Origin of the sequence: Succinatimonas hippei YIT 12066 (assembly GCF_000188195.1) — a bacterium.
GTDB classification, from domain to species: Bacteria; Pseudomonadota; Gammaproteobacteria; order Enterobacterales; family Succinivibrionaceae; genus Succinatimonas; species Succinatimonas hippei.
Map to the genome: position 1 here is coordinate 1 of NZ_GL830972.1, position 12,587 is coordinate 12,587.

General features: G+C 39.4%; 10 protein-coding genes. 2 read left to right on the forward strand and 8 right to left on the reverse strand.

The window, feature by feature from the left end; translation table 11 throughout:
• Positions 1 to 304: 304 nt before the first annotated feature.
• The 6 genes from nifS to HMPREF9444_RS03390 form a co-directional block, all read right to left on the reverse strand.
• Positions 305 to 1,549 carry a cysteine desulfurase NifS gene (gene nifS / locus HMPREF9444_RS03365; RefSeq protein ID WP_009142947.1) on the reverse strand — a complete coding sequence of 415 codons (1,245 nt, stop codon included), beginning with the start codon at positions 1,547 to 1,549 and terminating at the stop codon, positions 305 to 307.
• Between the two features lie 14 nt (positions 1,550 to 1,563).
• On the reverse strand, positions 1,564 to 2,478 hold the full coding sequence (gene nifU, locus HMPREF9444_RS03370) for a Fe-S cluster assembly protein NifU (protein ID WP_040909164.1): 915 nt from the start codon (positions 2,476 to 2,478) through the stop codon (positions 1,564 to 1,566).
• 218 nt (positions 2,479 to 2,696) lie between these two features.
• Complete coding sequence (locus HMPREF9444_RS03375; protein WP_009142949.1) at positions 2,697 to 3,167, reverse strand: Lrp/AsnC family transcriptional regulator; 471 nt, start codon at positions 3,165 to 3,167, stop codon at positions 2,697 to 2,699.
• A gap of 3 nt (positions 3,168 to 3,170) precedes the next feature.
• Complete coding sequence (locus tag HMPREF9444_RS03380; protein ID WP_009142950.1) at positions 3,171 to 5,654, reverse strand: heavy metal translocating P-type ATPase; 2,484 nt, start codon at positions 5,652 to 5,654, stop codon at positions 3,171 to 3,173.
• A gap of 84 nt (positions 5,655 to 5,738) precedes the next feature.
• On the reverse strand, positions 5,739 to 7,622 hold the full coding sequence (locus HMPREF9444_RS03385) for a heavy metal translocating P-type ATPase (RefSeq protein ID WP_009142951.1): 1,884 nt from the start codon (positions 7,620 to 7,622) through the stop codon (positions 5,739 to 5,741).
• A 24-nt stretch (positions 7,623 to 7,646) separates the two neighbouring features.
• Entirely contained in the window at positions 7,647 to 7,874 is a 228-nt protein-coding gene (locus HMPREF9444_RS03390; RefSeq protein WP_009142952.1) for a heavy-metal-associated domain-containing protein, read from the reverse strand.
• A gap of 179 nt (positions 7,875 to 8,053) precedes the next feature.
• Here HMPREF9444_RS03390 and HMPREF9444_RS03395 point away from each other — a divergent pair, with 179 nt between their 5' ends.
• Positions 8,054 to 9,007 (forward strand): 2-hydroxyacid dehydrogenase, encoded by a 954-nt coding sequence (locus HMPREF9444_RS03395; protein ID WP_009142953.1) that lies wholly within the window; start codon positions 8,054 to 8,056, stop codon positions 9,005 to 9,007.
• Positions 9,007 to 9,627 carry a DnaT-like ssDNA-binding domain-containing protein gene (locus HMPREF9444_RS03400; protein WP_009142954.1) on the forward strand — a complete coding sequence of 207 codons (621 nt, stop codon included), beginning with the start codon at positions 9,007 to 9,009 and terminating at the stop codon, positions 9,625 to 9,627. The genes HMPREF9444_RS03395 and HMPREF9444_RS03400 overlap by 1 nt, the downstream gene beginning before the upstream one ends.
• Before the next feature lie 111 nt (positions 9,628 to 9,738).
• Here the strand turns inward: HMPREF9444_RS03400 and rbr are convergent, their stop codons facing one another.
• Entirely contained in the window at positions 9,739 to 10,314 is a 576-nt protein-coding gene (rbr, locus tag HMPREF9444_RS03405; protein WP_040909165.1) for a rubrerythrin, read from the reverse strand.
• A gap of 1,234 nt (positions 10,315 to 11,548) precedes the next feature.
• Positions 11,549 to 12,115, reverse strand: a complete 567-nt coding sequence (locus HMPREF9444_RS03410; RefSeq protein WP_009142956.1) for a cell division protein ZapC domain-containing protein — start codon at positions 12,113 to 12,115, stop codon at positions 11,549 to 11,551.
• Positions 12,116 to 12,587 lie beyond the last annotated feature (472 nt).

Sequence of the window (12,587 nt, forward strand, 5' to 3'; positions counted from 1 at the left end):
AAAGATGATTTTACCTAGACTGTAAATTTAGGAAATTGTAGACAACGCCAAACAGCAAATTCTAAAACAACATGTAGCAACCGGATTCTGGGAAAAGTACAATGATAACAGCAGTGTAATCCGTTTTGCCACCAGCTGGGCGACTACTCAAGCTGAGCTAACTAAGCTTAGAGAAATTCTATAGGTAATATTTACTGCTTTTAATCGTTTTTTTGCTTTTTAAAATGAAAACCCCGACAACTTATATATCGGGGCTTATTCCATATTAAAAATCAGAGTTTAATAAACTTAAGTCTGATTTTTATTAATGACGTTCATCACTATCCGGATCAAATTCATGATCGGCATTGATAAGTTTAGGCTTATTCTCGTTCCAATACGGAGACATATCACGAAGACGCTGAATAATGCCGGGAAGTACACGCAGCACTTCATCAATTTCAGCTTCTGTAGTAAAGCGTGACAATGAGAAACGAATAGTGCCGTGAGCTGCCGAGAACGGAATACCCATTGCCTGCATAACATGCGAAGGCTCAAGGGATTCTGAAGAACAGGCAGATCCAGATGAGGCAGCGATTCCGTACTCATTTAGCATAAGCAGAATTGCCTCACCTTCAACAAACTTAAATGCGACATTTAAAGTATTAGGCGTACGATGGGTTTTATCTCCGGTAACGATAACTTCCGGAATGGTGTTAACAATGCCTTTCTCAAGTTTGTCACGTAAAGCTCTTACACGAGTATTCAAATCATCTAGATGTGATTTGGCAAGCTCGCAAGCCATACCCAAACCGACAATGTACGGTACGTTCTCGGTACCGGCGCGACGTCCGCGTTCCTGATGACCGCCGTGCATGAACGGAATGAATCTGGTTCCTCTTCTAACATACAAAGCGCCTATGCCTTTGGGAGCATGAAGCTTATGACCTGAAAAAGAAAGCATATTAATCTTAGTATCTTTAAGATTAATAGGGATCTTGCCCACCGCCTGCACCGCGGCGGCATGAAATACGACATTGTGAGCTGCCGCTATCTCCGCCATTTCAGGAACCGGATATATATTTCCGGTCTCGTTATTGGCCCACATGATGGATGCCAATGCAGTCTTCGGATTTAACAGTTTTTCAAATTCGGCAGGATCGATATCACCTAAGTGGTTGGCACTTAAATACTTAACCTCAACACCGCGTCCTGACAAAAATGAACAGGTATCCAAAATAGCCGGATGTTCAAGCTTGGTCGTTACAATCTCGTTTTTATCTTTTTGCGTGAACAAAGAAGTCCAAATTGCAGTATTGTCGGATTCGGTGGCGCAAGAAGTAAAAATAATTTCATCAGGATGAGCGGCTCCGAGCAAATCCGCCACTTGCTCGCGGGCATGGTTGATAGCCCTGTCTACAGCCAAGCCGAAGCCGTGCTGTGAAGAAGGATTACCGTAATAAGTATTAAAATACGGCATCATTGCTTCAACCACTTTAGGATCGATTCTTGTAGTGGCGTTATTATCAAGGTAAATTCCCTTGCCTACGCCTAATTCATCATCTCTCATCTACTATTCCTTAATTAACGAACCACGACTTTTACGTCATGACCTACAGCTTCTGTAAGTTTCTTTGCAATAAAGGACAAAGTCATATCCTGCATAAGGCCTACTGCTACAGCACCTGATAACTTTACGGTCACGGTATCACCTGCAATTGCAACAAGCTCGGCATCGGAACCGTCTTTTTTCAGACCTGCGGCAACTTCATTAATGACACTTACCGCCTTGTCATAAATCGGTGATTTTAAAGTAGTTTCATCCAAAGCAGCACCGCTTGCCGAAACTGCAGGTTCAGTTGAAACATTGATCTTGATGCCTTGAATCGGAGTCGGAGTAAAGCCGGGACGGGGTACGCCGCACTTTTCAAGATCTACCCAAACCTCATCAATGATCTCTTCAATGCGCATATGGCATGATTGACAGCCGCCGCCTGCCTTAGTGTAATTGGTAACTTCTTCAACTGTAGTCAAATGGTTTTCCCAAACGGCCTTCTTTATCTTATTGATGCCGACACCAAAGCAATGGCATACGATTTCACCGTCATCATGAGCCTGCTCATAGCTCTTGCCGTGATAGTTGGCAATAGCCGCATCCAGAGCCTCGCGGCCCATTACCGAGCAATGCATTTTTTCAGGAGGCAATCCGCCTAAATAATCAACAATGGTCTGATTGGTGATTTTTTCCGCCTCTTCCAAGGTCTTGCCGATAAGCATTTCGGTTAACGCAGAAGATGAAGCGATAGCACTGCCGCATCCGTAAGTCTGGAAAGCAGCGTCTTCAATTACATTGGTTGTCGGGTTGATTTTTAACATCAAACGCAAAGCATCACCGCAAATAATTGAGCCGACATCGCCGATAGCATTGGCATCTTCAATAACACGTGCGTTGCGTGGGTGCAAAAAATGATCTTTAACCTTGTCTGAATAATCCCACATTTTAAATATCCTCTTTGTCCTTAGCGGATTTTCTAACTTCTTATCGGTTCCTTTTAACTGCAAAACCTAACTTTACAATTTCCGTCATCTTTACGAAAAACCGATTTTACAGTAAGAGGCTTTCAAGCTTAAAAACAGCTTCAAATCATCCGGCAATATTGTACCTAAAAAACACTATACGGTTGCCTTTATACATTAAATTATCAAGCGATTTTTTATCAGTTTTTAAATCTTAATGTATCTAAAGTAAAAGGCGATCGTAACGAAATCTCTTTGTTAAGAATGATTGAAGTTTTAGTCATTCCGTACATCATATTCAACTTGTCAACAAAGTGATTTAACGCATCTATCTTAGGAAAAGATACCGTCAGCATATAAGAATAATCACCGGTTATTTTTAGACATGAACTTACTGCAGGAAGCGCTTTCATTTCATCAATAAAGCGCTCGCTGTCTGCCGGTATGACTTTCACGAAAATCAGGGCCTCAAACGCAAGAGCAAATTTATCAGCACTTATGACCGCCCGATAACCTTCAATAATCTTCGCATCTTCAAGCCGTTTAAGACGTGCAGCTACGGCCGGAGCGGATAAATTGACTCTTGCGCCCAAATCGCGCAACGACAAACGCGCTTCATCACGCAATAAGGCAATAATCAACAAATCCGCTTCATCAAGTTTTAAAGACATAACTTACAAATTGTTGATTGCCGTGACTTTAAAGCCTAAAGCTTCAATAACGCTCTTTAACATTTCGTCATTTACCAAAGCTCCGACATTCAAGACGGCTTTTTTATCTTCAAGCGAAACAACTACATCACCGGCTCCCGGCAAAGCTGACAAAGCTTTGGTTACTGAAGCAGTACAATGATTGCAGTGCATTCCGTCAATTAAAATTTCCTTTTTCATAATATTATCCTCTAAGTTTACTTGTAAATTCTGTTTTTCATAACGTTTGACTTTAACGGCGGTAAGACGCAAAGCATTAGTAACCACGCACAGTGAACTCATACTCATAAGCAGCGCCGCAAGCATGGGGGTCAAGCGCAAATTGAAGCTTGAATAAAAGACGCCTGCCGCCATCGGTATGCAGATAACGTTATAAATAAAAGCCCAAAAGAGATTTTCTTTTATATTTCTAATAGTTTTACCCGACATTATCTTTGCGATGATCACATCGTAAAGACTGTCTTTCATAAGCACCGCATCGCAAGAACTTAAAGCTATATCACTTGCTCCCGATACCCCGATTCCGACATCAGCTACCGTAAGCGACAGAGCATCATTTATTCCGTCACCGACCATTGCAACAGTATGTCCTTTACTTTGATATTCTTTAATAAAATCTGCCTTATCCTGCGGCAACAATCCGGCTCGATACTCATCTATCTGAAGATTTTTCGCCACAGTCTCCGCAGCTCCCGCACTGTCTCCGGTGAGCATAACTGTCTTTATATTTTCTTCCTTTAATTTTCTTATCGTAGCGAAAGCTTCAGTTTTAATGTCATCACCGACAGCAAAAAGGCATTGCAGCTCTTTATTTTTAATAAGGCATAAAACAGTCAGACCTTCTTTTTCAAAGTCATCAATCTGTTTTTTTATTTCAGGCAAAACTTTGATGTCTAAATGCGAAAGATAGCGCGTTCCGCCCAAATAATACATATCATCGCCGATACGACCTTCAACCCCTAAACCTTCATTTAATTTATAGTCAGTCACGGGAAAACTTACCAGCTTTAGTTCATCAGCTTTTGCCACTATCGCTTTGGCAAGAGGATGATCGCTTTTTTCCTCAAGACTTTTTGCCATCATCAAATTAATACTTTCAAGTGCTTTATCCTGCGATTTAATAAAGCGTACCGCCATTTTTCCGTAAGTTAACGTGCCGGTCTTATCAAAAATAACAGTATCAGCTTTATGCAAAACCTCAATGGCATCCGGAGATTTAAACAATACACCGTAACTTGCCGCCTTACCTGTTCCCGCCATAATCGCAGTCGGAGTGGCCAAGCCTAAAGCACAAGGGCATGAGACAACCAGAACACTTACGGCAAAAGTCAACGCTGTAGAAAATTGTGCTCCTAAAATTATCCAAACAATAAAGGTAAGGAGAGCCACTAAAATCACTGCCGGAACAAAGTACGCTGCCACCTTATCGGCAATGCGGGCTATCGGCGCCTTTTTATTAGTCGCATCATCAATTAGAGCAATAATTTTTGAAAATGTAGTATCAGCACCTACTGCTTTTGCCTCTAACTCGATATACCCCTGACTTAAAATTGACGCGGTAAAAATATCACTGCCTGCTTCCTTTTTTACCGGACGACTTTCGCCGCTTAACGCGCTTTCATCAAAGAAAGCATTCCCGGATATAACTTTACCGTCACAAGGAGCGCTTTCACCTGCTTTTAAAATCACCACATCCCCGATTTTAAGGTTGTCGGCGTTAATTACCGTTTCTTTGCCGTTACGTCTTACACGTGCTGTTTTAGGCGACAAATCCATAAGCTTGGCCACGGCATCCGTCGTTTTAAGTTTTGCCTTTTGTTCAAAATATTTTCCGACATAAACCAAAGTTAAAATCGTCGCTACTGATTCAAAATAAAGAGGCACGCTGTCATGCAAAACCGAATAGCTGTCTCCTATATGCAGATTCAGCAAAGAAAACAGCGAAAACAGGAATGACGCACCGGCTCCTACCGCAACCAGGGAATCCATGTTGGGAGAAAAATGGAATAACGCCTTAAAGCCGTTTTTAAAATAATCCCGCTGAATAAACATGACGCATAAAGTCAAAGCAAGCTGCACCAAAGCACTGACTGCGGCATCGGAAATTAAAATCATTCCGATCATCGGGCCCATGGATACCGACATTAAAACTAAAGTCAGAACCACGCTTAAAATTAAACGTCTTTTCTGCGCCCTTACCTCCGCATCATCGACTTTTGCCGCAAAGGATTTAGCTGCAGAGTCAAGCGCCTTATATCCGGCATTCTGCACTGCCTGCTTTATAACATCATCATTGACCTTATTTTCATCATATATAACCGTAAGACGATTCTTAAGCAGTGCTACGCTACAGTCGTTTACCCCATCAACCTCTCTAACCGCTTTGTCTACACGCGCGGCACAAGCCGCGCAGGACATGCCTACAATATCAAAGCTCTGCTTTTGCATTTTGCATACCTTCTTTATGAACTTTCGTCGCGATTTTTATATTTAAATGATATTGTTATTTTTATGCGTATATTTATGCTGTCCTTAGCTGATTGTACCACCGCGTTTTACTTTTACCCAAGTAAGAGCCCGCATGGCATTCAATACTGCAAGAACGCATAACCCCACATCACCGAAAATCGCCACCCAAATTCCGGCAATGCCCATAGCGCCAAGAACCAAAATCAGCAGCTTACAGGCAATAACGAAAACAATATTCTGCATCGCAAGTTTATAAGTACGACGGGCAAGAGATATCGCCTGCGGGATCTTCCTTAAATCGTCATTCATAACAACCACATCAGATGCTTCTACGGCAGATGCAGATCCGAACTGTCCCATTGCAATACCCACATCTGAAGCCGCCAATACCGGAGCATCATTTATTCCGTCACCGACAAATCCCACTACCGCAGTAGATTTTGTTTTAAGATCTTTAACTGCCTTTAGCTTATCCTCAGGCAACATCTTTGCATAATATTTTTCAATACCAAGACGCTTTGCAATATTAGCTGCAACCGACTCCTTATCACCGGTTATCATGCAGGAAGTGATCCCCAAAGACTTAAGAGAACCGAAAAACTCCAAAGCTCCTGCTTTAGGTTCATCATTTAGCACGATTCCGCCGATAAACCTGCCGTCAACGGCAGCAAGTACTTCTGTTCCTATTACATTGCTTTGATCAAGATCGGTTCTTGACGTAATTTTTTCAATAAACTCCCGACTGCCGACCGCTACTTTTTTACCGTCAATAATACCTTCAATTCCATATCCGGACACTTCATGAATTGCTTCAGCCTTTTTAAGCTCTACGCCGTTTATCTTACAGTAATTAACTATAGCAGTGCCGATAGGATGCGTCGTCGCGCTTTCAAGAGCATAAACACAAGATAAAAGCTCGGATTTTGATGATCCGTCATCTACTATAAAATCTGCAGGTTTAAACTTACCCTGAGTGATGGTTCCGGTCTTGTCCAAAGCCAAAACAGTTAATTTTGACAAAGTTTCAATATGAATACTTCCTTTTACCATCACGCCGATTTTAGATATCGCGCCAAGACCGCCGAAAAACGACAACGGTACCGACAAAACCAGCGCGCAAGGACAAGAAACAACCAGGAAAACCAGAGCTCTCTCTATCCAATCCGAAAAACTTTCACCGGCAACAAACAACGGAACCAAAGCTAAAATAATCGCGCATGTCACGACAAGCGGAGTGTAATAAACCGCAAAGCGGGAAATTAGAGCTTCGGGTTTTGACTTATTGGCTGCAGCATCTTCAATAAGTTCAATTAATCTTGTAATTGATGAATTACTGTTATCTTTGGTTACCGTAAGCTCGATAACACTGCCCATGTTGATACCGCCTGACGGTATTTCTTCGCCTTTTTTATACAAAAACGGCTCACTCTCTCCGGTCAAGGCACTCATATCTACTGCGGCAGAATCATTTTTTAAAGTACCGTCAAGTGCAACAGCCTCACCTGCAAGTACTCTTATAGTTTGACCGACCTTAACTTTGCGCGGCTTAACTTTCAACTCATTGCCGTCTTTATCAATTACTCTTACTATTTGCGGCTTTAACGCAATAAGTGAAGTAATTTCTTTATGAGAACGACCAGAGGCATACTCTTCAAAAATTTCGCCTATTTCATAGAAAATTAAAACCGCCAAAGCCTCTGCATAATCGCCAAGGGCTATAGCGCCGAATGTTGCTACCGACATTAAAAACTGCTCAGACATGCGAAAACGCTTAAATAAAGTTTTAAACGCAGCAATCACCGTTTCATATGCCACAGCAACGTAAGCTAAAGCAAACAAAGCAAGCTTTAAATAGCTATTGATATCAAGCTTTAACAACAGCATCAACATTACTATTAAAGCAAAAGACAGCCTTAACTTAGTTTTAAGATCGATACTTTGCAACATTTTCCGCCTCTGCTTTTTCTCCGGTTAATCTCGTAAATTTACTGAAATTCCATCCTCAAAATCATCACTTACTTTTTGAACTTTCTCGATTAATTCATCTTCATCAAGATTGTCATCAGCTTCGATAACTAAAGACTGCAGCGGAAAATTGATATTAGCGTTTTTAATACCGTCAAGAGCGGCAATCTTCTTTTCTAAAGACAAAGCACAATGAGGACAATCAAGACCTTTTATATCGCAGCGTAATTTCATATTACTAATCCTTTAAAAACAAAAGTTGAGCAACCATTCAACTGTTAGCATTATATAACAGTTGAATAATTGTTCAACTGTTATTAATGATAATTTTTAATTAATTTTTGAGTTACCGTAAATTTTCTCTGCATGCTCTTGCGTATAATCATGCTGACGTATTTTCGAGGGCTTATTCCATGACGTATCATATTCTTAAATATACTGATTCTTCCCTTCCTGACTACTTGATTAATGAAGTAAAAAAACGCGGAGAATATTCCGAAAAAAAAGACTTAAATGCCGATGAACTCAAAAAAGCTTATGAAAAAACCGATATTCTTCTTGTTTCAGGCGGAACCAAAATTACAAAAGAAGTTTACGAAAAGTTCAAAAATGTCAAAATGATCGCTGATTTCGGAGTCGGATATGACGGAATTGACGTAAATGAAGCTATAAAACGCAATATTTTCATAAGCCATACCCCGAACGTCCTGAATGACGACGTTGCCAATACCGCAGTAGCACTGCTCATTAACGTAACAAGACAAATGATCGAAGCCCATAAATTTATCGAGCGCAAAGATTGGGAAAAAGGATCCGTAATGCCTTTGGGCGTTTCCTTAACCGGGCTTAAAGTCGGCATAGCAGGTCTTGGCCGCATCGGTAAAGCAATTGCCGCAAGACTTGAAGCATTTAAATGCGATATTGCCTACTTTGCTCACAGTAAAAAAGACGTTTCCTATAAATTCTTTACGTCATTAAAAGATATGACTTCATGGTGCGACGCATTAATCATCGCAATGCCGTCAACCAAAGAAACGTTCCACTGCATAAATGAAGAAATCCTTGAAAAATTAGGACCAGACGGATTTTTGGTCAACATCGCCCGCGGCGCATTAGTTGATACTGACGCTTTAATTAAAGCTCTTGATAATAAAACTATCGCAGGGGCAGGTCTTGATGTTTTCGAGCATGAACCGACTGTTCCGCAGGCCTTGTTTAACCGCCCCAACGTCGTTTTAACCCCGCATATAGGCAGTGCCACCACCTATACCCGTATGGAAATGGCAAAGCTTGTTCTTGCAAATATTGACGCTTTTATTGCAGGCAAAAACCTTGTAACAAAAGTTCCAGGTACCAGAGACGCCTGATGAATAACATTGAATTTGCCAAACTTAACGATAAGCGCCTAAGTCATGAAGCCAGATCTTTATATCTGTTTTACCTAAGACCTATGGCTGAACGCGGCTTATGCCTTATCGATCTGCCTGCATTAAGTCTTGCGATGGAAACAATAAGCCTGGAGTGTCCTTTCATTCCGACAGAGAAGCTCATTACCGGACTTTTAAATGAGCTTAATGCCTTAGGTTTTATCAAAAAAAAAGAGCAATCCGATACGTGGCAAGGATGCAATGTCATTCTGCCTTATTTTAGTGCCGATACAACTTTACTGCCGCAATCTCCCTTTGCCATGAGTGCATCCTGGCGTCCCGGATCTAACTTCGCGCAAACCTGTCTTATGGCGGGTCTTCATAACGCTGATTTCACCGAAAATGAGCTTAATGCCTTTGTAAGTTATTGGGCAGGACGCCATGAGCTAAGAAATCAGCACGCATGGGAACGGGCCTTTGCCTTAAGATTGTTAAAGCGGCGCAGTGCCTATATTTCAACCGGTCAAAACACTCCTGCCGCCACCGCAACAGCAGCAAAAGCGGCAAACACAGCTGCAGGAGCAGCCCAAAAAGCTTCAGTTACAGCAGAAAAAACATAAAAAAAACCCCCGAGTCATACGATTCGGGGGAAACAATCAAACAAACATAAGGAGTACGCGTACTATATCATATTTTTATAAAAAAATGAGATATTCCTCAAAATTTTTTAATTAATATTGATCACGCAAAACTTCGAAATGGGCCTGAGGGTGGTTGCAAGCAGGGCATGCCTTAGGGGCTTCGGTTCCTTCATAAATGAATCCGCAGTTGCGGCAACGCCATATAACCTTATCGCCGCGCTTGAACATAGTGCCGTCAGTTAAGTGCTGCCACAAAGAGCGATACTGCTTCTCATGCTGCTTTTCAGCAATAGCGATATTTTCCATTACAGCGGCGATCTCAGGGAATCCCTCTTCACGTGCAGTTGCGGCAAAGCTGGGATACATATCGGTCCACTCTTCATTTTCACCCTTAGCTGAAGCCTCGAGGTTTGCTGCAGTATCACCGATAATACCGGCGGGGAAAGAGGCTGTAACTTCTGCAGTGCCGCCTTCAAGGAATTTAAATAAGCGCTTTGCGTGCTCTTTTTCCTGATTGGCAGTCTCAGTGAAGATCTCGCTTATTAGGACATAACCTTCATTTTTAGCAACAGAGGCAAAGTAAGTATAGCGATTACGGGCCTGTGATTCACCTGCAAAGGCGGTCAAAATATTTTTCTCGGTTTGAGTTCCCTTTAAGCTAGGCATATTTTTCTCCTTTTTATACATGTGTATTTTTGATGTTCTGAGAATCTAGAAGAACTATTTAATTTTAACCCCAAAACATTGCCTACGATCATGAATGCAATGCACAAAATTGTCAAAGAAACTTTTTATCACATGTCTTTTTCTCAAAAAAACTACAGAATAGGGCAGAAAATTTAAAACAATTATGGAGCCAGCTAAAAATAGTTTTAACTAAGCAAAAGGCCTAAGATATCAGGTTCTCAGAGCAATAGAATCAAAAAAACTGTAAATTTAAACACATGAGTTTTTATCAGACTAATAAACATAGACATTCGTGATTTTAAATGCAATTTAAGGAAAAATATTAAAAACACAACTTATTACTTGCAAAGAAACACAACAATATTTATTAAAAAAGATAAGTTTTATTATTCATCAAGAATACAAACAAAGCATCAATAAACTAATACTAATTACAAATGTAAATTAAAATGGTTTTTTAGCTTTACATAGACCTTTTATTGCTTTAATCTCCCGTATCAATCATAGAAAATATTTTAAATAAATTTTCATATATTATGAAAGAAAATTTCATAATAAAAATTTTAATTTTGTAAAACTTTCATATTTATTTCACAAATAAAAACATAAAGATAAATATCAAAATTTATATCTTTTATTCAAACAAATAAAACAGTAACAAAAAATCAATTAACAAATTGAAATTTATATTAAATTTAATCAATTTATAAAAATAATATCTAAAAATATGTCAAATAAATTAACAATAATTTCAAATAAAAATAATATTTATTTGTTTCATAAATCATCTTTTAAAAAGCAGGTTATATTCAGAGAATTTATTAAGCAACTTTCAAAATTATGAAATTTAACTTTTAGTTTTCTTTTCCCTATTCTTTAAATAGTGCAAAATATCGATGAAAATTTTTATAAAATTAAGCATCAACTATAACATGCAAGATTTTTGATAACTATACATACCTACATTACGGAAGAAAACACAAAGAAAGTTAAAACTACTTATTTAATTAAATCCAAAACGTTCTTTTTTAACTTATACGAAGATGTAGACTCGTAAAAGCAAATGACAAAATTTAAAGCATTAAGAACTGTTGACGATTAGATTATTTTTAAATAAACACGCATATAAAAAATTGCCTCCCTAACGATTTTTAAAGAGAGGCAAGCGATCCAAAATTACATGGATCTTTTCAACTTAGGAGAAAAAATAAACTTAAGCGTATCGCGCGGTACGTGTTCCTTTTATTGATCTGAAAGCGCAAATTCTATCAGCACTAACTCGCAGCATTGCTCCGACTTTCAATAAATGCATTCCCAGATCCCATTCTCGATTTAAAAGCATTAAACGATAAACGTTGCCGTCAGGAATTTCGTCAAGCACAAAGAAATCGCCGATCCCGCCCGCTTTTCCATAAAGAGATACGACTTGCCCGCGTTTTATATATTGTTTATTACCGAACGGCAGAAAGAACCGTCCTGAAGGATTGGGGCTGCGCACAAAACGGCTGCACGCAACAGCATTTAATCCCAAATCCAGACAGACTTCATCTTTATTTACATTTATAGAGTACAAACCTTCTTGAAAATCGGTAAGCAGACAAGCATCCTCTATGCACAAACTTTCACCGTTTTTAGGTAAAACTGCCAAATCGGATCTTTTATATAGGGTTCTAAAGCAATAGCGTACTCCTTCATCTGATACCAGATTTATTATAAGACGTTCATCATTGCCTTCTTTAGCAAATCCCCACGTCCATTCTTGCCCCGGAGTAAACTTCACTTTTATTACCTACAAATGTAATTAATTTTCATGCATTTGATTTTACATAATTCAAAAATGAAAGTAAAAGAATTAATCCGGATTTTTGTGAACAAAATAAAATTTATAAAAATAAATATCTATGCTTTATTTTTGTAAAGAAAATTTACAAATAATGTCAAAAATAAATTTACGATTAATGCTTCAATATTTTTATTTTTTAAGACTATACATTCAATATATCAACAATATATATGCTTGAATAAGTACGTATAATAATTTTTTATTCCCTGCGCTTTAAATTACAAAACTGCCACACTTTGGCGGCAGCTTTAATTTATTTACTTTATATTGACATCCTCACCGGCCTAAAGGCCGATGATTCCTACTGCTGATATGAGTGACCCTCTGTCAAGGGGTATAGGAAGATTTTTTAGGACTCCTTCTTGGGGAGCATTACACGGGGCTTGACCACTCTGATATTCGAGGGTTG

Bases quoted from the DNA above. Each gene is read 5' to 3' on its own strand.
- HMPREF9444_RS03380 (WP_009142950.1), bottom strand. From the start codon at position 5,654: ATGCAAAAGCAGAGCTTTGATATTGTAGGCATGTCCTGCGCGGCTTGT.
- HMPREF9444_RS03390 (WP_009142952.1), bottom strand. From the start codon at position 7,874: ATGAAATTACGCTGCGATATAAAAGGTCTTGATTGTCCTCATTGTGCT.
- nifU (WP_040909164.1), bottom strand. From the start codon at position 2,478: ATGTGGGATTATTCAGACAAGGTTAAAGATCATTTTTTGCACCCACGC.
- HMPREF9444_RS03385 (WP_009142951.1), bottom strand. From the start codon at position 7,622: ATGTTGCAAAGTATCGATCTTAAAACTAAGTTAAGGCTGTCTTTTGCT.
- rbr (WP_040909165.1), bottom strand. From the start codon at position 10,314: ATGCCTAGCTTAAAGGGAACTCAAACCGAGAAAAATATTTTGACCGCC.
- HMPREF9444_RS03395 (WP_009142953.1), top strand. From the start codon at position 8,054: ATGACGTATCATATTCTTAAATATACTGATTCTTCCCTTCCTGACTAC.
- HMPREF9444_RS03400 (WP_009142954.1), top strand. From the start codon at position 9,007: ATGAATAACATTGAATTTGCCAAACTTAACGATAAGCGCCTAAGTCAT.
- HMPREF9444_RS03375 (WP_009142949.1), bottom strand. From the start codon at position 3,167: ATGTCTTTAAAACTTGATGAAGCGGATTTGTTGATTATTGCCTTATTG.
- nifS (WP_009142947.1), bottom strand. From the start codon at position 1,549: ATGAGAGATGATGAATTAGGCGTAGGCAAGGGAATTTACCTTGATAAT.